The organism is Pseudomonas sp. MPFS (assembly GCF_022537035.1).
Lineage (GTDB): Bacteria > Pseudomonadota > Gammaproteobacteria > Pseudomonadales > Pseudomonadaceae > Aquipseudomonas > Aquipseudomonas sessilinigenes.
The window spans coordinates 3,093,123-3,115,775 of record NZ_CP066123.1 but is presented as its reverse complement, the minus strand read 5'-3'; the positions used below and the strand labels follow the sequence as shown (position 1 = coordinate 3,115,775).

Below are 22,653 nucleotides of genomic sequence, written 5' to 3'. Positions count from 1 at the left end.
ATTGGTGGCCGTCGCCTGATCAGTTACCGCTGATGGCGCCATCCACCAGGGCCTGGGCTTGCTGCACCAATTGCTTGAGGTGATCATCGCCGATGAAGCTTTCGGCGTAGATCTTGTAGATGTCCTCGGTGCCCGACGGCCGCGCGGCGAACCAGCCGTTCTCGGTCATCACCTTCAAGCCGCCAATGGCCTGGTCGTTGCCCGGAGCGTGGCTGAGGATCTGCTGGATCGGCTCGCCCGCCAGCTCAGTGGAGGTCACCTGCTGTGGCGACAGCTTGCTGAGCAACGCCTTCTGCTGCGGGTTGGCCTTGGCATCGACCCGTACAGAGAACGGCTCACCCAGCTCATCGCACAATGCACGATAGGCCTGGCTCGGATCGCGACCCGTACGGGCGGTCATTTCCGCCGCCAGCAATGCCGGGATCAGGCCGTCCTTGTCGGTGCACCACACACCGCCATCCCTGCGCAGGAACGAAGCCCCAGCGCTTTCTTCGCCGCCAAAGCCCAGGGAGCCATCGAACAAGCCGTCGGCAAACCACTTGAAGCCCACCGGCACTTCATACAAGCGCCGGCCCAGGCGGGCCGCCACACGGTCGATCAAGCCGCTGCTGACCACGGTCTTGCCTACCGCGGCATCAGCGCGCCATTGCGGACGATTCTGGAACAGGTAGTCGATGGATACCGCCAGGTAGTTGTTCGGCGCCAGCAGGCCACCGCTCGGAGTGACGATGCCGTGACGGTCATGGTCCGGGTCGCAGGCGAAGGCCACATCGAAGCGATCCTTCAAACCGATCAGGCCCTGCATGGCGTGGCTGGAGGATGGGTCCATGCGGATCTGCCCGTCCCAGTCCACCGACATGAAGCGGAACGTCGCGTCCACCTCGCGGTTCACCACATCCAGGTCCAGCTTGTAGTGCTCGGCGATCGCCGACCAGTAGCGCACCCCTGCTCCACCCAGCGGGTCCACGCCCAGGCGCAGCTTGGCATTGCGAATGGCATCCAGGTCGATGACGTTGATCAGGTCGGCGACATAGGTATTGACGTAGTCATGACGATGGGTGGTGTCGGCCTTCAGCGCCTGCTCAAAGCTGATGCGCTTGACCCCGGCCAGCCGGGCCGCCAGCAGTTCGTTGGCCTTGGCCTCGATCCACTTGGTGATGTGGGTATCGGCCGGACCGCCGTTGGTGGGGTTGTACTTGAAGCCGCCGCTTTGCGGCGGATTGTGCGACGGTGTGATGACGATACCGTCCGCCAGGCCCGAAGTGCGGCCACGGTTGTAGCAGAGGATCGCATGGGAGACGGCAGGCGTCGGGGTGTATTCGTCGCCTTCGGCGATCATCACGGTCACGCCATTGGCAGCCAGTACCTCCAGGGCGCTGGCACCGGCCGGAGTCGAGAGAGCATGGGTATCGATTCCCAGGAACAGCGGACCATCGATACCCTGGGCTTCGCGGTACAGGCAGATGGCCTGGCTGATGGCCAGGACATGCCACTCGTTGAAACTCAGGTCGAACGAGCTGCCACGATGCCCGGAGGTGCCGAACGCCACGCGCTGGGTAGGGACCGATGCATCAGGCTGACCGGTGTAGTAAGCCGTAACCAGTCGCGGGATATCCACCAACAACTGGGTTGGTGCCGGTTTGCCCGCAAAAGGACTGAGAGTCATGCAAAACCTCAAAAGATGGGTGGTTCGAGAATGCCGCGCAGTTTACTGGCAGTTTGACCGCAGCGCGATGGAATCTATCCGTCGGCCACGGCAACATTTGCCACGAACCCAGGGGGCACGCAACGCCAGGAAAATGTATGGGCAAGAGCAACAGGCAAGCATTTGCCAGGAAGGCAGGAACAAGAACGCCAGGCTTCGAAAGCGAAGCCTGGCGTCAGGGAATCAGGCCGGTTCGACCTGCAGTGCGACCCGCTCGCGGCATGGGCATTCATCCATATAGCGGTGCGCCTGGACAAACTCGCTGAACGGGAAGACCCGGGTCTTCAATGGCACCAGCACCCGGTCGGTAGTCAACTGGTTGATATCACGCAGCGCCCGTTGCAAGGCCGCCTGGTCCTGGGTGATCCCCAGTTCGGGTTTACCGGTGAAGTTGCCGATGCAGTGCACGAAGAACTGAATGTTCTTCTGGAACGCCGCGCAAGCCGGGAACGGTGTCTGGTTGCCGCCTTGCAGGCCGTACAGCACCAGGCTGCCGCGAGGCGCCAGGACATCGCCGAGCATGGACATCTGCGGCCCGCCGAGGCCATCGAACACCACATCGACGCCACGACTGTCCGTGAGCTTGTTGACCTGCATCAGCAAGTCCTGTTCTTCGGTGACGATCACCTTCTCCGCACCCAGGGACAGCAGGTACTCGCGCTCCTCGGCGGTCTTGGTGACGGCAATCACCCGCACGCCCAGGGCCTTGCCCAGTTGGACGAAGGACGGGCCGGCGCAATGGCTGGCATCGGTAACCAGGGCGAACTGCCCAGGCTTGACCCGCGCCAGGTCGGCATAGGCAAAGTAGGCGATCAGCAGCGGCGTGTAGTGCACGGCCGCCTCGATCGGGCTCAGGACCTCCGGATAACGAGTCAGGGCCGAGCGTGGCAGGACGATCTGCTCGCCATACACCGGGTAGTCATTGGGGCTTTGGGCAGGAAAGCTGGCGACCTTGTCGCCCACTGCCAGGTCCTCGACGCCCTCGCCCACGGAGGTGACCACACCGGCCATCTCATGGCCCAGGCCAGAAGGCAACCGGGCATGGGAGGAAGCCAGGTTCTGCCGCCAGAGCACGTCATACCAGCTGATACCGATGGCTTCGACTCGTACCTGCACTTCGCCTGGCGCAGGCAACGAGGCCGCATGCTCTTCGCACTTGAGCACCTCGGCCGGTCCAAACTTGTGAAAACGAATCGCGCGGGACATCGCAAACCTCGTCAAAAAAAACCTCTAATGCCGCGGACTTTATCCGGGCTTTGAAAGCAAGACTATCAGTGCTGATTAATAGTCGACATGCCTGTCATCGATTCCAGGCCCTTGAAAATCGGGGTCGGGCGCTCTCCATGGGGCGATCCAGGCAATTAGCCGGTGCAGAGTAGCAGCCTTTACCCGTAAGATTCACGCCGGCCATTGTTTCGATATGGCCGCTCCCGTCAAGCTCGCTGACTCTGCCAGGACTCCAGATGAATCGTAATGACCTGCGTCGTGTCGACCTGAACCTGTTGATCGTGTTCGAAACATTGATGCACGAACGCAGTGTGACCCGCGCCGCCGAAAAGCTGTTCCTTGGCCAGCCCGCCATCAGCGCGGCCCTCTCGCGCCTGCGCAATCTGTTCGACGACCCGCTGTTCGTGCGCACCGGCCGCAGCATGGAGCCTACCGCCCGAGCCGTGGAGATCTTCGCCCTGTTGTCTCCGGCGCTGGACTCGATCTCCACTGCCGTGAGCCGCGCCGCCGAATTCGACCCGGCCACCAGCACCGCGGTGTTTCGCATCGGCCTGTCCGACGACGTCGAGTTCGCCCTGCTGCCGATGCTGCTCAAGCGTCTGCGCGCCGAAGCCCCGGGCATCGTCCTGGTGGTACGCCGGACCAACTACCTGCTGATGCCCTCGCTGCTGGCGTCCGGGGAGATATCCATCGGCGTCAGCTACACCACCGACCTGCCAGCCAATGCCAAGCGCAAGGTGCTGCGCCGCAGCATGCCCAAGCTGCTGCGCGCCGACACCATGCCCGGCCCCCTGAGCCTGGACGACTTCTGCGCCCGCCCCCACGCCCTGGTGTCGTTCGCCGGCGACCTGAGCGGCTTCATTGATGAAGAGCTGGAGAAACTCGGGCGCAAGCGCCACGTGGTGCTGGCGGTGCCGCAATTCAATGGCCTGAGCACCCTGCTGGCCGGCACCGACATCCTCGCCACCGTCCCCGACTACACCGCCGAGGCCCTCACCGCCGCCGGCGGCGTACGTGCCGAAGACCCGCCCCTGCCGGTGCGCAGCTTCGAAATGCACATGACCTGGCGCGGCTCCCAGGACAACGACCCTGGGGAACGCTGGCTGCGCTCGCGGATCCAAATGTTCTTCGGCGACCCGGACAGCCTCTAAGGCCACGCCCGGGACTTTCCATCGATCTGCAGGCTCGCTGACCAGGTCCCCGCCAGTATCGACCGGCACCATCAATAAGCAGGAAATTTCCTAACCCGAAGCTGGAAAACCTGAGCATGGGGCAATACCCTGCCACCACCGCCCAAGGTTACGAGCTGAAACATGTCAGGGAATACACCGTTTGAAAGCCCACGTTGGATGCGTGACCTGGTCCGCTTCCTGCCACTCAAGAGCCAGTTTGTCCTGTCCGGCAATATCCGCGACTTGCAGGCCAGCGAGGTGGCCCCCGGCACGGTCACGGCCCTGAGCTTCAACCAGACCCTCTGCGACACCCTGCTCGCGGCCGGCTACGCCCATGTGCTGACGTGGGACCCGGTAACCGGCATGCGCGCCATCGGCAAGCCGGACAGCGATCCGGCGGCGGGCCAGACCCTGCTCAAGGAGCTGGGCCTGACCCCGGTGGATGGCGCCGCTCCGGCAGGCCCCGATCTCTTGGCCGCCACCGTGCAGCGCCTGGTGAATCGCGCCGGCCCGCCGATTGCCCTGGTCATCGACTTCGCTTCGCGCCTGGTGGTGCGCAATGACTCTCTCAGCGCCGCCGAACACCAGCTGTTCACCCAGGCCCTGGTGCACTCCCACCAGGCCCGCAGCCGGCCGCTGCCGGAGCTGCGCAAACCCTTCTTCAATACCTTGCTGTGGCTGGTGGAAAAGGAAGGCGACCTGCCCGACTGGCTGCTGGTGGACAACCCGCGGCTACGCCACATTCCGGTATCCCGGCCCGATCAGCTGACCCGCCGCGCCCTGGCCCCGGCCCTGCTCAAGAGCCTGGCCGGCAGCCAGGAAGCCAGCGAGGACAGCACCCGCGAGGCGGTGGATGCCTTCGTGCAGAATACCGAAGGCCTGCTGCTGCTCGATCTGAGCGCCATCGCCCAACTGGCACGGGTCGAGGGCGTGGCCATGGAGCAGATCGCCGATGCCGTGCGCCGCTACAAGATCGGGGTCACCGAAGATCCCTGGCTGCGCATCGACCGCCAGCAGATCCGCCAGGCCGACGAACGAGTGCACCAGCGGGTCAAGGGCCAGGATCATGCGGTGACCCACATGCTGGACATCGTCAAGCGGGCGATGACCGGGGTCGGCGCCAGCCGCAAGGGCAACCGGCCCCGAGGCGTGGCCTTCCTCGCAGGTCCCACGGGCGTGGGCAAGACCGAACTGGCCAAGACCATCACCAGCTTGCTGTTCGGCGATGAAAGCGCCTATATCCGCTTCGACATGTCGGAGTTCAGTGCCGAGCACGCCGACCAGCGCCTGATCGGCGCGCCGCCCGGTTATGTCGGCTACGACGTGGGCGGCGAGCTGACCAACGCCATCCGCGAAAAACCCTTCAGCGTGGTGCTGTTCGACGAAATCGAGAAGGCCCACCCGCGCATCCTCGATAAATTCCTGCAGATCCTCGACGACGGCGTGCTCACCTCCGGGCGCGGTGATCGGGTGTATTTTTCCGAGGCGCTGATCGTGTTCACCTCCAACCTGGGCATCTATCGCCAGGGCGATAATGGCGAGCGCGTCGCCAACGTGCTGCCCGGCGAACCCTTCGAACAGATGCAAGAGAAGGTCCACAGCGAGATCGACCGCTACTTCAAGCTGGTGCTGAACCGTCCGGAGATCCTCAACCGCATCGGCGAGAACATCATCGTCTTCGACTTCATCCGCGAGGATGTGGCGATCCAGATCTTCGAGCAGATGGTCGACACCACCTTCAAGGACCTGCAACAGCAACAGGCGTTGTTCGTCGAACTGAGCCCCCAGGCCCGCCAAGGCCTGCGCACGCTGTGCCTGCATGACCTGTCCAATGGTGGCCGGGGCATTCGCAACCAGCTCGAGGCGCGCCTGCTCAATCCATTGTCCCGGGCCCTGTTCGATCAGGATGCGCAGCCAGGCGAGCGTTTCTCGATCACCGCGCTGGACGCCGGCGGCCTGCTCATGGAACGCCGCTGAAAATGCAGCTGAGCCTGTCGCGGGTGCATTTCCCGGTCACCACCCTGGGCCCCGGGCGGCGCCTGGGCATCTGGTTCCAGGGCTGCAGCATCCGCTGCCCCGGGTGCATTTCCGCCGATACCTGGGGGCCCGGCCAGCGACGCCTGGACATCGACCAGTTGCTCACGCAACTGGCGCCCTGGCTGCGCGAAGCCGACGGCATCACCTTGTCCGGCGGCGAGCCCTTCGATCAGTTCGAGGCCCTGCTGCTTTTACTCCAAGGGCTGCGCCGCCAAAGTCCGGTGGACATCCTGGTCTACAGCGGCTATCCGCTGGAGCACCTGCAACCCCAGCTAAGCAAGGCCCAGGGCCTGATCGATGGGCTGATCAGCGACCCCTACGAGGAGCGCCTCGAACAATCCCTGGCGCTGCGCGGCAGCGACAACCAGCGCCTGACCCTGCTCACGCCCCTCGGCCATGCGCGCCTGGCGTCCTATGAGCGTCCCCTGGCAGCCGCCGACAAGGCCCTGGACCTGATGTTCGACGCCAACGGCAGCGTCTGGATGGCCGGCATCCCCCGACGTGACGACCTGCTGCACCTGCGCGACCTGCTGCAGGAGCAAGGCCACCAAATACAGACCAGTGCGCACCGCCACTGAATGGAATTCTCCCGATGATTCGCTTCTGCCCCAATTGCCAGACCGAACGCCCACTCCAGGAGCTGTTCTGCGAAGGCACCGTCGACCAGCACCCTTGTAACTGGGACCTGGCCGGCGAACCGCTGCGCGCCGACGGCTGGCGGCCCCAGGTCATCGTCACCCAAGACGCCATGCCCCAAGATCCCGTGCCCCAGCACGGCCCAGGCCAGGACAGCCCGCCGCCAGAGGCCCCGGCCCAGCCCGAGACCACCGCGCCGGGCCTGGTTTGCAGCAACGGCCATGCCATGGAACCAGGCGACCTGATGTGCCTGGAGTGCGACGCGCCCCCGGCCCAGGACCAGGCCCCTGGCAACACGGCACCTGGGCCTGCACTTCCTGATGCCGAGGTCGACCCGGCCAGCGCCAGCCAGACCCTGATCGACGGCTGGGCGCTGATCCGCCAGATCAGCAGCACCGACGGCGTGCGCGAACGCTACCTGGCCAGCCACCAGGCAACGCCACTCCAGGCGGTGTTGACGCTCTACCGCCCCGGCGCCGAACCCGACCCGGCGATCTACGACGTGATCCGCCGCCTGCCCCGTGCGCATGTGCCCGAGATCATCGCCACCGGACGCTGGGACGGCCGGGCCTACGAGGTCATCGAAGAGCTCAGCGGCGGCACCCTGGCGGACCTGGGCAGCATCATTCGCGACACCGACAGCGTGCGCCATGTGGTCCGGGAACTGGGCCAGGCGCTGCATGCCTTCAACGAAGCCGGGCTGCGCCATCGCGACCTGCGCCCGGCCAGCCTGCTGGTACGCGCCCACGAGCCGCTGGACCTGGTGATCAGCGGCTTCGGCTCGGCGCGCCTGTCGGAGTTCGACCTGGATATCGTGTCGCCGCTGGAAACCAGCCGCTACATGGCCCCGGAGGCCATCGCCGGTGGGGTAGCCGCGGCCTCGGACTGGTGGAGCCTGGGGATGATCCTGCTCGAGCAGTTGACCCAGGGCGCCTGTTTCGAAGGCATCCATGCCAATGCCTTCCTTATTCATGTACTGGCCAACGGGGTGCCGATCCCCGATGACCTGGACCCGGGGCTCAACCTGTTGCTGCGCGGGCTGCTGGCCCGGGACCGGCACCAGCGCTGGCAGTGGCCCGAGGTCGAGGCCTGGCTCGATGGCCATCCGGTCGCGGCGCCGGCCTCGTCGTTCCAGGAGCGCGACGACGGCGAAGGCGCCACCTTGCAGCTGGGCCAGCGCCACTACCACAAACCCCGGGTGTTCGCCCTGGCCGCGGCCCAGGCCGAACACTGGGCCCAAGCCCTGGACCACCTGCTGCGCGGGGTGATCGTGACCTGGGCCGAACAGCTCGGCCTGCCCTCCTCGCTGCTCGCCGGCCTGCGCCAGGTGGTCCAGCATGACGGCCTGGAAGACGACTTGCGCCTGATGCTGGCGCTCAAGCTGCTCAATCCGGAAGTGCCGCTGATCCATCGCGGCGACATCGTCACCCCAGGCTGGTTGCTCGAGCACCCGTTGGAAGGCTACCGGCTGATCAGCGGTTCGGTTCCCGATCTGCTGGAGCAGCTGCAGACCGACAACTGGCTGTCGCGCCTCAAGCTGCGCGCCGAGCAGGTGCGCCAGCGCGCCCTGCACCAGCAGGTCGAACTGGTGGAAGAGACCCTGCGCATCTACCTGCTGTCGACCTCTCGCGCCAGGCTCGCCACCCAGTGGCAGGAGCGCCAGCGCCTGCTGCCGGATACCGAGCATCCTGGCCTGGCCTACCTGTCGGAACGGCGAGTGATCGCCGAAGAAGACCTGATCGTGCTGCTCAGCGCCGCCATCGAGCAATTTCGCTCGGCCGACTCGATCATCCAGGAAGCCACCGAGCTGGCCCAGCGCACCGAGGTCGGCTGGTTCGACAGCGAGCAAGCAAGCGCACTGCTTGAGCACCCGCGCCAGGACCTGTACCGCAGCGTCGACGAACGCATCCGTGGTTTTGCCCGCAGTGGCGTGCCGGCGGTGGATGAGTGGGCCGAGCAGTTTCGCCTGGAACGGCGCATGCCCCTGGCCAAGGTACTGGTGCTGCTGGCCATTCCCGAGAGCCAGTGGCTGGAGCCGCAAAAGCAGCACTACGTATCACAGATCCTCGACTTCTTCGAAAAGAAGGTGGTCACCGCGGTGATGCGCGGCCCGCTGGTGCGCATGAACATCGGCAAGACCACCGCCCGCGTCGACCTGGCCGAATTGCACAGCGAACGCCGCCCCGCCGCCGCCCTGCTCGACCACCTGCTGCAACGCAACGAGCGCGCGGTGAACCTCGACCCGGAATGCTTCCAGGCCGATCCGCGGATCGAGGCCCGACTGCATGCGCTGTACCGCCAGAGCGCGTTGTACAAGCGCGATACCGGCATCGACGGTCTCTACCTGGGCTTCCCCTTCTTGCTCAGCCGCGACCCGCGCGGCAACGCCCGCCCGCGGATCATCCCGTTGCTGCTGTGGCCGGTGAAACTGCTGCTGGAGCTGGGCCAGCGCGGCAACGCGCGGCTGGCCTTCGACGGCGAACGCGAAGAGGTGCGCCTGAACCCCGCGCTGGACAGCGTGCTCGGCGCCGAGACCTGCAAACTCTGGCGCAAGACCGCCGATGAATTGCTCGGCCGCTCGTCCATCCGCACCAGCGACGTGATGGATGCCTTCGGCATGCTGGCCGGCGTACGCTCGCGCACCTTCGCCAGCCTGCCGGCCAGCACGGTGGAGGTCGCGCCCTACCAGGACGAACTGGCCTGTGCGGCGGTGCTGTTCCACGTCACCTTCATGGGCCAGGCCATTGGCGAAGACCTGCGCCAGCTCAAGTCGCTGTCACCCAACGGCACGGGCCTCGAGACCGCCTTGCGTCTCAGGAATGGCGAGGACGAACAGCCACCGGCCGATCCCGGAGAGTTGCAGCGCTATTTCACCGTGGCCAGCGACCCGTCCCAGGAAGCGGCAGTGCTCCAGGCCCGGCAAGGCCCCGGCCTGCTGGTGGAGGGGCCACCCGGCACGGGCAAGAGCCAGACCATCGTCAACATGGTGGCCGACGCCATCGGCCGCCAGCGCAGCCTGCTCATCGTCTGCCAGAAACATGCGGCGCTGGAGGTGGTACACAAACGCCTGGTGGCCGAAGGGCTTGGCCAGCGCATCATCATGCTCAACGACGTCAACCGCGACCGCGAGCCGATCATCCGCAGTATCCGCGAGCAGCTGGAGGCCCTGTTCGTCGCTGGTGGCGACAGCCAGGGCTGGTTGCGCCAGCGTGAACAGACGGCGGCGCGGATCGAGGCCCTTGAGGGCGAGCTCGATCGCTACCATCAGAGCCTGCATCACCCGGACCCGGCCAGCGGCCTGAGCTATCGCCGCCTGTTGGGCGAGCTGATCGAACTGGAAGATGGCCCCGCGCCCCTGGAGTTCCCGGCCCTGCGCCAGCACCTGGCGCCCCTGGACCCCGCCAGCCTGACCCACCTGGAGGAGCGCTGCGCGCCGCTGGTTCGCCTGTGGTTGCCGGCACGCTACGAAGGCAGCCCCCTGGCGCAGCTGCAAGCCTTCGCCGCCGATCGCCCGACCCTGCAAGCCTTCGAAGACAACCTGCGGGACTTCGCCCAGGCCGAGGCCGATCGCCAGGCCACGCTGCAAGCGCATCCGGCCAGTTTCGAGATCGACGACCCCGCGCCCTACCGCGCATGGAGGGCGGCACACGTCGCCACCTTGCTCGACCTGGAGCCGCAGCAGCGGCTGCGCCTGGCCCGCTGGCTACCGCTGTTCCGCCTGCGCGAGCATGAGCCGCTGCCCCGTGGCGAGGCCATCCTCGACGAGCTGCGGCAATTGCAGCAGCAACTGCGCCAGTTGCCGGAAGATCGCTACCAGGCGGCGCTGTCGCCCGCCCTGGGGCTGATCGACCACAAGCGCCTCGGCAGCCTGGGCCAGGATTGCGCCAAGGTCATGGCCGCCCGTTCCTGGTGGTCGCGGATCAACCCCTTGCACCTGCTGCGCCGTGGCCGGCTGCGCGAGTTCCTGCAGGAACAGGGTGAAAACCGGATCGAGGAAGTCCTGCCCGCACTGCACGCAGCCATCGACCTGGAGCGCCAATGGCGCCCGCTGCGCGCCGAACTCACGGCCCTGCAACGGGAGCTGGGACTGGACGCCCCGGCCCCCGAAGCCGGCCTGGAGCTGAGCGCGACGGTCACCCACGACATCCGCCAACTGCTGGAGATCCAGGTCCTGGCCCAGGCCCTGGCCCAATCGCCCCGCGCCCACCAGGCCGACGCTGCGGTGCTCAGCGGCGACAAGCGCGAGTTCGAAGCGTTGCTGGGCGACCTGGACGCCTCGCTGATTCGCCAGGGCGTACGCCAGACCAGCCTCGACCAGCTCAAGCTGCTCGGCCACTGGCTGGGCGCCGAACTGCTTGGGCAACTGCAACAGGCTATCGAGCACAACCAGAGCAACGAGTTGCCCCTGGCCCGCCTGCAACAAGCCCTGCCCTGCCTCGGCGCCTACCAGGCGTTCCGTGGCCGAGCCAGCCTGCTGGGCGCGGAGGAGCTGGAGCTGCTGGCCCTGCTACGCCAACGCCAGGCGCAATTGGACGCCTTGGCGCCCGAGCAACTGGAAGCCGCCGTGCGCCGTCTGCTGAACCGCGAGGCGCGGCTGGGCTGGAAGCACCGCATCGAACAAACCCATCCCGAGTTGCTGTACGGCCAGGACGAAACCCAGGCCAAGGTCGCCAGCCTGGCCCAGGCCGATACCCGCATGCGCGAGCTCAACCGCGAGCTGCTGGCCAAGGGCATCGACCCCTCGCACCTGGGCAATCGCAAGCAATGGGAAGACGTGACCCGGCTCACCGGCAAGCGCTCGCGACGCCTGCGCGAGTTCATCGAGCTGGGTGCTCCGCTGGGGCTGATGAGCCTGCGCCCGGTGTGGCTGATGAACCCGGACGTGGCCAGTCGCGTGCTGCCGCTCAAGGCCGGCCTGTTCGATACCGTGATCTACGACGAAGCCTCGCAGATGCCGGTGGAGTTCGCCCTGCCGACCCTGTTTCGCGGGCAGGTCACGGTGGTCAGCGGCGACGAGAAGCAGATGCCGCCGACGGCGTTCTTCTCCAGCCGGGTGGAAAGCGACGAAGCCGAACTGTTCGACGGCGACGAGCCCGACGCAGAAGCCGACCAGGAGCAACGCGAGGCCTTCGAAGACACCTGGAACCGCCGGGAGATCAAAGACTGCCCCGACCTGCTGCAACTGGCGCGCAATGCCCTGCCCAGCACCACGTTGCAGATCCACTATCGCTCCGCCTACCGCGAGCTGATCGGCTTCTCCAATGCCTCGTTCTATGGCAACCGCCTGAATGTGCCCGTGCGCCATCCACAAGCCAGCATCGAGCGGGTCAAGCCGCTGGAGCTGATCCAGGTCGAAGGCCTGTACCAGAACCAGAGCAACGCCCAGGAAGCCGAGCGTGTCGTGCAGTACCTGGCCGAGCTGTGGCGCCAACCCTACGAGCAGCGCCCCTCGGTCGGCGTGGTGACCTTCAACCGCAAGCAGGCCGAGCTGATCGAGGAACACCTGGAGGCCCACGCCGCCCAGGACGAGCTGTTCCGCAGCGCCTACGCCCAGGAGCGCGAACGCAGCGAGGACGGCGAGGACATGTCGGTGTTCGTCAAGAACGTGGAGAACGTCCAGGGTGACGAGCGCGACGTGATCGTCTTCTCCTCGACCTTCGGCCGCAACAGCCAGGGCACCTTCCGCCGCAGCTTCGGGGTGCTTGGCCAGACCGGCGGCGAACGGCGCCTGAACGTGGCAGTCACCCGCGCACGGCACAAGGTGGTGATGATCACCTCGATGCCCATCGGCGACATCTCCGACATGCTCAATACCCACCGTGCGCCGGCCAGCCCCAGGGACTACCTGCAAGGCTACCTGGAATACGCCCGGGCGCTGTGCGCCGGGGAGTTCGACTACACCGGCAAGCTGCTCGACCGGCTGCAGACCGACCGCGGCGACCTGCAACGCGGACAGGGCCAGGATCGCGACGGCTTCGCCAGGATCGTCGGCCAATACCTCCAGGCCCAGGGCTGGCAGGCCGCGCCGGCCAGCGAGGGCGACGCCTTCGGCCTGGACTTTGCCATCGAAAACCCCGGTACCGGCACCTACGCCATCGGCATCGAATGCGACGCCCCCAGCCACACCTTGCTGGAACGCGCCCGCGCCCGGGAGATCTGGCGCCCCTCGGTCCTGCGCCGGGCGATCCCGCATATCCACCGGGTGTCGTCCCAGGCCTGGTACCACGATGGCGACAACGAACGCGCCCGCCTGCGCGAGGCCATCGAACGGGCACTGCCGGCCGCCCAGCCAGATCCGGCCACGGCCCCTTCCAGCGATACGGAGATCTGCCCATGAGTGGTCCCAAGGTAGTGCGGATCGTCACCCGCGAAGAAATCATCGCCCTGTGCGAGGGGCATCTGCAGCGCCTGGAACAGGCCGTGGCCCGCTGGGAAGCCCAGGCCGCCAGGCTCGGCGAATTGAACGAGGAACAACGCAACGCTACCCGTGCCCGCGCTGAGCGCCTGCGCGCCCTGCTCGGCCAGGAACAGTTCGCCCAATTGCAGAAAGCCGTGCCGATCGAGATCGAGTACCTGCGCCGCGACCAGACAGAACGTGAGGAACGCGCGGTGCTGCGTGCGACCGAGCAACGCCAGCGCCAGCGCCGCCAGCAAGAAAATGCCGCGACCCTGCTCGGCGCCCTGCGCGCCGCACAGGCAGCGGTTGCGCCCGAGCTGTTGCAAGACGTGGCGCGCCTGGCCGAAGGCGCCGACCTCGACCATGCGCAGCAGGTCCTGGCCCAGGGCTTCAGCCAGCTGGCCAGGGTCGACGAGACGGACAGCTTGAGCGAGCGCCAACGCGAACTGGCCCGGCAACTGCGCGAAGAGACACCCCAAGCCAGCCTCGAACAGTGGATCGCCGCGCAACAGCCAGCCGAGCGTGATCCGCGCCTGCAACGCATCGACCGGCATATCGCCGAACTGCAACTGCTCCAGGGCGCGCCAGCCGCGACCCCGTTCCTGCGACGGCTGGCCCGGGCCGAAGCCCAGGAGCAGGCGCAGCAGCGCAACCTGTTGCTCGACAGCCTGGTGATCGAACTGGCCGAGGCCACGCGCGACTTCCAGCAGCGCCGCGAACTGCTCGGCCAGGTGCAGGACCTGGCCAGCGAACTCCATCCCCACGCCGCGGCCGATCACGCAACCCTGCTGCGCCAGGTCGCCGAGTGCCACGAGCACAGCGACCTGGCGCTGCTGCAAGCGCTGAAGTCCGAATGCGAGGCCGCGCTCACCGCTGTGCTACAGGCCCAGGCTGCACTGGCCCGGCGCCAGGCCATGCTCGAGGGGCTGGCCCGGCTCGGCTACGAGGTTCGCGAAGGCATGGCCACCGCCTGGGCCGAGTCCGGCAAGGTGGTGCTGCGCAAGAGCGCCACCCCAGGTTACGGCGTCGAAGTCGGTGGCAAGGCCGACAACGGCCGCCTGCAGGTGCGCGCAGTGGCCCTCGACCCACAGCGGGACAAGGGGCGCGATCGGGATATCGAGACGATCTGGTGCAACGAATTCCAGCGCCTGCAAGCGCTGCTCAAGGACAGCGGCGGCGAACTGCTGATCGAACGCGCCTTGGGGGTGGGCGAGGTGCCGCTCAAGGAAGCCACGGTCATGGACGAGGAACGTATAGCCTCCACAACACAGCAAAGGACCCGCTGACCCCGACCAGGTTGGCCCCACCACAACGGTCCGTTTGCGCCTTACTTGTCCCTGCTCGTCAACCCATCGCTGTCACTGCTCGAGCCCGCGATTGCCGGAGGAAACACAAGCGGACCGGCTACATACGCAGCTCGAAGTCGGGGAACAGTTCGCCCAGGGCAGCCCACAAGTCGGGCAACCGGCCTTGGGGCATTGCAGGGGGCAGGTCCTGATCGAGCATCCGTGCAGTGCGTACCCACTGCACGACGAAGCGCTCGACGCCACGCTGTCGCAGGCGTTCGGCCAGGAGCATGAGCCTGGCCGGATCGACCAGGTGCCAGTGCACCGTGGTCCGGCATTCGTAGTCCACGCCACTTTGCAGCAGGTATTCCAGGCTGCGCCAGTTGGCCGCGCCACTGCCGCGCACGCCGGTGATGGCCTGGCAATCCTCGGCCAGGGACTTGACGTCGAAACCCACCCAATCGGCCAATGGCAAGGCCCGGGCCAGGGCTTCGGGCTTGATCCCGGCGCTGTGCAGGCCCACGGCGAAGCCCAGCTCCCGGACCTGGGCCATGGCGTCCGGCAACCCCTCCTGCAAGGTCGGCTCACCACCACTGAACACCACCGCTTCCAGCAGCCCCTGGCGGCGCCGGAGGAATTCCAGGACCTGCTCCCAGGGACGCTCATCGAGGCCTCGGGGCGGGATCAGTTGCGGGTTGTGGCAGTAGCGGCAGCGCCAGGCGCAGCCCTGGCAGAACAGCACGCAGGCCAGCCGCCCCGGGTAGTCGAGGGTGGTCAGGGGCACCAGGCCCCCGACCCGTAGTGCTCGGTTCAAGGGTGAGTGGCCGTGGCCGCGCGTTCGTTGAAGTGCAGGCGCTCGCGATGCTCGGACTGTTTGCCGGGATTGAACGCGGCGACCGGGCGATGGTAGCCCATCACTCGAGTCCAGACTTCGCAGCGCTGGCGTTGGGCGGTAGGCAGGTTGGCTTGTGCAGTCATGGGAGAAACTCCTTGGTCTTCAGGGAAAGTGGCTCAGTGCAGGCTGCCCTGGCGCTGCGCCAGCAACAGGGCCTCATCGCATTTCGGGCAGAACTCGTGCTCGCCATCCAGGTAGCCGTGTACCGGGCAGATGGAGAAGGTCGGGGTGATCGTCAGGTATGGCAGGCGGAACCGCTCCAGCGCCCGGCGCACCAGTTGCTTGCAGGCCTGGGCCGAGGAAATCCGCTCGGCCATGTACAGGTGCAGCACCGTGCCGCCGGTGTACTTGCATTGCAGCTCGTCCTGCAGTTCCAGGGCCTCGAACGGATCGTCGGTGTAGCCCACCGGCAGCTGCGAGGAGTTGGTGTAGTACGGCGCCTCATGGCAGCCGGCCTGGAGGATGCCGGGGAAGCGCTTGCGATCCTCCTTGGCGAAACGGTAGGTGGTGCCCTCGGCCGGCGTGGCTTCGAGGTTGTACAAATGCCCGGTCTCTTCCTGGAAGCGCACCAGGGTGGCGCGCACATGGTCCAGCAGGTTCAGGGCGAAGCGCCGGCCCTGGGCGGTGTGCAGGCCCATCTGGTCGTCGCTGAAGTTGCGCAGCATCTCATGCAGGCCGTTGACGCCGATGGTGGAGAAGTGATTGCGCAAGGTGCCCAGGTAGCGCTTGGTGTAGGGATACAGGCCGGCGTCCATGTGGTGCTGGATCACCTTGCGCTTGACCTCCAGGCTCTCCATGGCCAGTTCCATCAGCAGGTCCAGGCGCCGCAGCAAGCCGCTGGCATCGCCCTTGTACAGGTAGCCCAGGCGCGCGCAGTTGAGGGTCACCACGCCCAGGGAGCCGGTCTGCTCCGCCGAGCCGAACAGCCCGCCGCCGCGCTTGAGCAGCTCGCGCACGTCCAGTTGCAGGCGGCAGCACATGGAGCGCACCTGGTTGGGTTGCATGTCCGAATTGAGGAAGTTCTGGAAGTACGGCAAGCCATAGCGGGCGGTCATCTGGAACAGCCGCTCGGCGTTGTCGCTGTCCCAGGGAAAGTCATGGGTGATGTTGTAGGTGGGAATCGGGAAGGTGAACACCCGGCCCTTGGCGTCGCCGGCCTGCATGACCTCGATATAGGCGCGGTTGATCAGGTCCATTTCGGCTTGCAGCTCGCCATAGGCGAAAGGCATTTCCTCCCCGCCGATCACCGGGATCTGCTCGCGCAGATCCTGCGGGCATACCCAGTCGAAGGTCAGGTTGGTGAAGGGGGTCTGGGTTCCCCAGCGCGACGGTACGTTGAGGTTGTAGATGAACTCCTGGATGGCCTGGCGCACCTCTTCGAAACCCAGCCGGTCCTTGCGCACATAGGGCGCAAGATAGGTATCGAAGGAACTGAAGGCCTGGGCCCCGGCCCATTCGTTCTGCAAGGTGCCAAGGAAGTTGACCATCTGCCCCAGGGCGCTGCCCAGGTGCTTGGGCGGCGCTGCCTCGACCCGCCCCGGCACGCCGTTGAGGCCCTCGTGCAACAGGGTGCGCAGGGACCAGCCGGCGCAATAGCCGGCGAGCATGTCCAGGTCGTGGATATGCAGGTCGGCCTCGCGGTGGGCGCGGCCGATGGCTTCGCTGTAGACCTCGTCGAGCCAGTAGTTGGCGGTGACCTTGCCGGATACGTTGAGGATCAGCCCGCCCAGGGAGTAACCCTGGTTGGCATTGGCCTGGACCCGCCAGTCCTGGCGGTCCAGGTACTCGTTCATCGAGGCCGCCACCTCTACCAGGGTCTTGCGATCGCGGCGCAGGCGCCCGTGCTGTTCGCGGTAGACGATGTAGGCGCGTAGCGAGAGGAAGTGCCCGGCGTCCATCAGCACCCGTTCGACCCGGTCCTGGATCTGCTCCACATGCAGCTGCGGACACCCTTCCAGGTGGGCCAGGACCGCCGCCAAAAGGCCTTCGCTTTCGGCTTCGGCGTACTCGCCAGTGGCCTTGCCGGCAGCGATCAGCGCCTGGCGGATCTTGTCCGCGTCAAAGGCCACCAGGCTGCCATCGCGCTTGTGCAGCCGGTTGTGCCCCACTTCGATCAGTGTGCTGTGCATTCACCCTCCTGACACTACATATAGGTGTTTTTGAATCTCAAAACACAAGATGCAGGGATATTACGGAGCATGAGATTGATTGCCATTGATCGTGATCAAGTATTTTCCCGCTCCCCGGCGACTGCCCAACATCAAACCCTGTAGCCGCTGCCGAGCAGCGCGAGGTTGCGTACGAGGCCGCAGGACTCGCCGGGCAGGCAACACGTTTCGCAAGGTTCTGCGGGATGGAAGGCTTGGCGGCAAATGGCGCGTCAGCCCCCGCTCATGTTCATGAAGCGCACCAGTTGCACCGCGCCTTGGGGATCGAAGTCATGGCGCAGCGGCTTGCGCCGCAACGCCTGTTGCAGGGCGCCGATCAGCGGCGCATCGTCCAGCGGATAGCGGCGCAGCAGGCCGCGCAAGTCCAGGGAGTCTTCCTGACCCAGGCACAGCAACAGCTTGCCCTCGACGGTCAGGCGCACCCGGTTGCAGGTGGCGCAGAAGTTGTGGCTGTTGGGTGAAATGAAACCGACGCGGGTTCGCGGATGCTCCACCAGGCGCATGTAGCGCGCCGGGCCGCCGCTGTTCTCGGCGCTGTCGAGCAAGGCATGGCGGCTGGCGATCAGCCGCCGCACCTGGTCGCTGGCACAGAACGCCTCGCCCCGCGAGCGTCCCACCTCCCCCAGGGGCATTTCCTCGATGAAGGTGATATCGATGCCCTGGTCGATAGCGTATTGCAGCAGCGCCGGCACCTCGTCGAAATTGCGCCCCTGCATCACCACGCAGTTGAGCTTGATGCCTTCGAAGCCAGCCTGCCGCGCGGCCTCGATACCGCGCAGCACCTGGTCCAGGTCACCGTTGCGGGTGATGGCCCGAAAGCGCTGGCCGTCCAGGCTGTCCAGGCTGATATTCAGCCGGCGCACCCCGGCGTCGGCCAGGGGCCGGGCCAGGCGCTGCAACTGCGTGCCGTTGGTGGTCATCACCAACTCCCGCAGGCCCGGCAAGGCCGCGATCTGCCGGCACAGCTCGACGATCCCCGGGCGCACCAGCGGTTCGCCGCCGGTCAGGCGGATCTTGCGCACGCCCTGGCCGACGAACAGCGTGGCCAGGCGCAGCAATTCCTCCAGGGTCAGCACCTGCTGGCGCGGCAGGAACGTCATGTCGCTGGCCATGCAATAGACACAACGCAAATCGCAGCGATCGGTCACCGACAGGCGCAGGTAGTCGATCTGCCGCCCGAAGCCATCCTGCATCAGCTTGCCCATGCTCCTGCTCCTATTGCACCAGCGGCGAATCGGCACCCTGCAGGCGGATCCCGCGGATGTCCGCGGCGCCCACCAGGGTCTGCAGGTACTGCACCACCGCCTTCTGCCACACCCCCTGCTGCAGCTGGGTGCGGATCGCCGTGGCCACCGCCTCGTAGGGCAAGGGCTGGCCCTCGATCCGCTGGTCGACGCTCAGCACGTGCCAGCCATAACGACTCTCCAAAGGCTTGGCCACCAGGCCCTGGCCCTGGGTGAACAACTGGCGCTCCAGCTCCGGCACGGTCTGGCCCTTGCTGATCTGCCCCAACTCGCCGCCCTGCTCCTTGGACGGACAGGCCGAGTACTTGCGCGCCAGTTCGGCGAACTGCCCGGGGAACTGCACAAGCCGCTCGCAGAGAATCTGCGCCTGGGTGAAGGCCTGGGCCCGCGCCTGGGCATCGTCCGGGGCGCACTCGAGCAGGATATGCCGCACCGCCAGCAGCGGCGCGCTGTGGAAGCGCCCGCGGTTGCTGGCGTAGTAGCGCTGGCAGCTGGCCTCGTCGCATTCGGGCACCTGCACCTCATCTTCCAGGAGCAAGCGGGTGGCCGCCTCCTCCTGGTTTTCCCCGGCACCGAGCCGGGCCCCAAGGCCCAGCTCGGCGATCCGTTGCTGCAGCAGCTCGCGGATCACCAGCGCCCGGGCGGCCAGGAACACCGCCTCCTGGCGATCGGCCGCCGGATGGTATTGCAGCTCCTGGGCCATGGCCTGGGGCTCGATCAGGGTGCCGTTGACACTGACCACCGGCCATTCCTGCTCACTGCTGGCAATCAGCTGCGGCGTTACCTCCACCGCCAGCTCCGGCCCCTGTTCCACCGCCTGGGGCGGGTGCACTGCCGAGGAGGAGCAGCCGCCATTGCCACCCCCATTACCGCCACATCCGCATCCACTGGTCATGGTCGCCTCCTCAGGCTTTGTGCCGCACGATTTGATAACGCCGGCCCAGGTACCACACCGGGGCACTGACGATGTGCACCAGGCGGGTAAAGGGAAACAGCACGAACAGGCTCAGGCCCAGCAGCACATGCAGCTTGTACACCAGGGCCACCGGGGCGATGGCCGCCGCCGCATCCACCGGCCGCAACAGCACGGTGTACTGCGCCCAGTCGGCGAGCATCACCATCACCGAACCGTCCATGTGCCCGGTGGAGGCGACGATGGTCAGCAAGCCCAACAGCAACTGGACCAGCAGCACCAGCAGGATCAGGATGTCCGAAGTGCTGGAAGTCGCCCGCACCCGAGGGTCGGTCAGGCGCCGCTTGATCAGCAGCACCAGGCCCAGCAGGCACAGGAGGCCGAAAAAGCCACCGCAGACCATGGCCAGCAGTTGCTTGTGCTCGGTGCTGATCACGTGGTGATAGACCGCGGCCGGGGTCAGCAAGCCGACGAAATGCCCGGCCAGGACGAACAGCACGCCGATGTGAAACAGGTTGCTCGCCAGCCGCATGCCACGGCTGGAGAGCATCTGGCTGGAGCCGGCCTTCCAGGTGTACTGGGAGAGGTCGAACCGCGCCCAGCTGCCCAGCAGGCAGATCGCCAGGGCCACATAGGGATACACCCCGAACAACAACAGGTTCCACTTAGACATTACCCACCTCCCCGGCCGGCTTGCGGGCCAGCCCTTGATCCTGAAAATCCACCCAGTGCAGCGGCACCGCGCTTTCCTCCCGGGGCTTGCCCGGCGCACTGGCCTGTCCGGCGCAACGGTCCTGCTGCTGGGCCTGGAGGAAGTCCACCGCCTCTTCCTCCCAGATCTTGTCCAGGGCCTCCAGGGAGTCGTCGCGCTGCTCCGCCGCCACCTGCTCACGCACATCGGCCACGGCCTGGTGCGGCTCGGCCCCGGCGATCTGCAACAAGGCGCGGAAGCAGCCGGCATAGAAGCTCTCGCGCTCCTCCAGGCGGGCGGCGAGCAGCGCCAGCAGGTGCGCGACATCGGCCAGGCCCTCGCGCGCCTCCAGCTCATCGCGAGTCGACAGGTACTCCAGGTACAGCGGGATGTAGTCCGGCAGCTCCTTGACGCCCAGGGCGAAACCCGCTGCCTCGTACTGGGCCAGCAAGTCGACCATGGCCTGGCCGCGATCGCGGGACTCGCCGTGCACGTGCTCGAACAGCAGCAGCGACAGCGAGCGGCCCCGACCGAACAGCGCCCCGTAGTGCTCCTGGCGGTCCATCAGGTCGTTGTTGCAGATCAGCTCCAGCAGCTCGAACAGCGCCCCGCGCTGGCGCGGGCTGATCTCCCGGGCCTGGATGATCGCCTGCTCCAGTTCATCTCGGCCGGCGACCAGTTCCTGGGTCGGGTAGTCCAGCAGCAGTGAAATCACCTTGAGAATGCGCATGGTCAATCCTCCCACAGTTGGACGGTCTTGATAATGTCGCGGCGGTTGGCCTTCTTCGCGCCGAACAGGTTGGTGTCGGAACTGCCGCTGCAGCCGCTGCCGAAGCTGAAGCCGCAGCCCGAGCGCTCGGCGAAGGCGTCGCTCATGGCCTCTTCGCGATGGGCGCTGGGCACCACGTAGCGATCTTCGTAGTTGGCGATGGCCAGGTAGCGGTACATCTCCTCGACCTGGGCCACGCTCAGGCCGACGTCGGCCAGGACTTGCAGGTCCGGTGTGCCATCCACCTGCTCGGAGCGCTTGTAGGCACGCATCGCCAGCAGGCGCTTGAGTGCGCGCCGCACTGGTTGCTCGTCACCGGCGGTCAGCAGGTTGGCCAGGTAGCGCAGCGGAATGCGCAGGCTGTCGACATCCGGGATCACCCCGCTCATGCCCACGGTGCCGGCCGCCGTGGCGTTCTGGATCGGCGACAGCGGCGGCACGTACCAGACCATCGGCAAGGTCCGGTATTCCGGGTGCAGTGGCAGCGCCAGTTGCCAGTCCACGGCCATCTTGTACACCGGCGAGCGCTGCGCGGCGTCGATCACCGACTGCGGCACGCCATCGGCCAGGGCCTGGCGGATCACCGCCGGATCGTGGGGGTCGAGGAAGATCTCCAGCTGCTTCTGGTACAGGTCCTGCTCGTCGGCGGTACTGGCCACCTCGCTGATGCGGTCGGCGTCGTAGAGCAGCACGCCGAGGTAGCGAATGCGCCCGACGCAGGTCTCGGCGCACACGGTGGGCATGCCGGCCTCGATCCGTGGGTAGCAGAAGATGCACTTCTCGGACTTGCCGCTCTTCCAGTTGAAATAGATCTTCTTGTACGGGCAGCCGCTGATGCACATGCGCCAGCCACGGCACTTCTCCTGGTCGATCAGGACGATGCCGTCTTCCTCGCGCTTGTAGATCGCCCCGCTCGGGCAGGACGCCGCGCAGGCCGGGTTCAGGCAGTGCTCGCACAGGCGCGGCAGGTACATCATGAAGGTGTTTTCGTACTCACCGTAGATGTCCGCCTGGATCTGGTCGAAGTTGCGATCCTTGCGGCGCTTGGCGAACTCGCTGCCCAGGATCTCCTCCCAGTTGGGTCCCCACTCGATCTTCTCCATGCGCTTGCCCGACACCACCGAGCGTGGTCGCGCGGTGGGCTGGTGGTTGCCCGAAGGCGCGGTGTGCAGGTGCTGGTAGTCGAAGTCGAACGGCTCGTAGTAGTCGTCCAGGCCGGGCAGCTCGGGGTTGGCGAAGATATTGGCCAACACCCGGAACTTGCCGCCGATGCGCGGGTTGATCGAGCCATTGGCGTTGCGCACCCAACCGCCCTTCCACTTGTCCTGGTTCTCCCACTCCTTGGGGTAGCCGATCCCGGGCTTGGTCTCGACGTTGTTGAACCAGGCGTATTCCATGCCCTCGCGGCTGGTCCAGACGTTCTTGCAGGTGACCGAGCAGGTGTGGCAGCCAATGCATTTGTCCAGGTTCAGGACCATGCCGATTTGCGAACGGATCTTCATGACTGCATTCC

At 66.3% G+C, this 22,653-nt stretch carries 13 protein-coding genes and 1 pseudogene; 5 read left to right on the top strand and 9 right to left on the bottom strand.

Going from position 1 to position 22,653, the window contains the following annotated elements; translation table 11 throughout:
* Positions 1-19: 19 nt before the first annotated feature.
* Positions 20-1,666: a phosphoglucomutase (alpha-D-glucose-1,6-bisphosphate-dependent) gene (pgm, locus tag I9018_RS14520; RefSeq protein ID WP_241109889.1), complete on the bottom strand. Its 1,647-nt coding sequence runs from the start codon at positions 1,664-1,666 to the stop codon at positions 20-22.
* 222 nt (positions 1,667-1,888) lie between these two features.
* Positions 1,889-2,911 (bottom strand): zinc-dependent alcohol dehydrogenase family protein, encoded by a 1,023-nt coding sequence (locus I9018_RS14515; RefSeq protein ID WP_241109888.1) that lies wholly within the window; start codon positions 2,909-2,911, stop codon positions 1,889-1,891.
* 257 nt (positions 2,912-3,168) lie between these two features.
* Here I9018_RS14515 and I9018_RS14510 point away from each other — a divergent pair, with 257 nt between their 5' ends.
* From I9018_RS14510 to I9018_RS14490, 5 genes are all read left to right on the top strand, one after another.
* Complete coding sequence (locus I9018_RS14510) at positions 3,169-4,083, top strand: LysR family transcriptional regulator (protein WP_241109887.1); 915 nt, start codon at positions 3,169-3,171, stop codon at positions 4,081-4,083.
* A gap of 162 nt (positions 4,084-4,245) precedes the next feature.
* The gene (locus tag I9018_RS14505; protein ID WP_241109886.1) at positions 4,246-6,081 is read left to right on the top strand and encodes an AAA family ATPase; all 1,836 of its coding nucleotides are present in this window, start codon (positions 4,246-4,248) and stop codon (positions 6,079-6,081) included.
* Positions 6,082-6,083: 2 nt separating this feature from the next.
* Entirely contained in the window at positions 6,084-6,719 is a 636-nt protein-coding gene (locus tag I9018_RS14500) for a 4Fe-4S single cluster domain-containing protein (protein WP_068583369.1), read from the top strand.
* A gap of 14 nt (positions 6,720-6,733) precedes the next feature.
* On the top strand, positions 6,734-13,114 hold the full coding sequence (locus tag I9018_RS14495) for an AAA domain-containing protein (protein ID WP_241109885.1): 6,381 nt from the start codon (positions 6,734-6,736) through the stop codon (positions 13,112-13,114).
* Positions 13,111-14,460, top strand: a complete 1,350-nt coding sequence (locus I9018_RS14490; protein WP_241109884.1) for a hypothetical protein — start codon at positions 13,111-13,113, stop codon at positions 14,458-14,460. Before I9018_RS14495 ends, I9018_RS14490 begins: the two co-directional genes overlap by 4 nt.
* Positions 14,461-14,578: 118 nt before the next feature.
* Here the strand turns inward: I9018_RS14490 and I9018_RS14485 are convergent, their stop codons facing one another.
* From I9018_RS14485 to narH, 7 genes and pseudogenes are all read right to left on the bottom strand, one after another.
* A complete protein-coding gene (locus tag I9018_RS14485) occupies positions 14,579-15,274 on the bottom strand; it encodes an anaerobic ribonucleoside-triphosphate reductase activating protein (RefSeq protein WP_241109883.1) in 696 nt (231 codons plus the stop codon).
* Positions 15,271-17,484: pseudogene (locus I9018_RS14475) on the bottom strand (ribonucleoside triphosphate reductase). The gene I9018_RS14485 and the pseudogene I9018_RS14475 overlap by 4 nt, the downstream one beginning before the upstream one ends.
* A gap of 251 nt (positions 17,485-17,735) precedes the next feature.
* Positions 17,736-18,728 (bottom strand): GTP 3',8-cyclase MoaA, encoded by a 993-nt coding sequence (gene moaA / locus I9018_RS14470; RefSeq protein WP_241109882.1) that lies wholly within the window; start codon positions 18,726-18,728, stop codon positions 17,736-17,738.
* Between the two features lie 10 nt (positions 18,729-18,738).
* A complete protein-coding gene (locus tag I9018_RS14465) occupies positions 18,739-19,662 on the bottom strand; it encodes a peptidylprolyl isomerase (RefSeq protein ID WP_241109881.1) in 924 nt (307 codons plus the stop codon).
* Positions 19,663-19,672: 10 nt separating this feature from the next.
* The gene (narI, locus tag I9018_RS14460; protein WP_241109880.1) at positions 19,673-20,353 is read right to left on the bottom strand and encodes a respiratory nitrate reductase subunit gamma; all 681 of its coding nucleotides are present in this window, start codon (positions 20,351-20,353) and stop codon (positions 19,673-19,675) included.
* On the bottom strand, positions 20,346-21,101 hold the full coding sequence (gene narJ, locus I9018_RS14455; RefSeq protein ID WP_068583304.1) for a nitrate reductase molybdenum cofactor assembly chaperone: 756 nt from the start codon (positions 21,099-21,101) through the stop codon (positions 20,346-20,348). The genes narI and narJ overlap by 8 nt, the downstream gene beginning before the upstream one ends.
* 2 nt (positions 21,102-21,103) lie before the next feature.
* The gene (gene narH, locus I9018_RS14450; RefSeq protein ID WP_241109879.1) at positions 21,104-22,642 is read right to left on the bottom strand and encodes a nitrate reductase subunit beta; all 1,539 of its coding nucleotides are present in this window, start codon (positions 22,640-22,642) and stop codon (positions 21,104-21,106) included.
* Between the last annotated feature and the right edge of the window lie 11 nt (positions 22,643-22,653).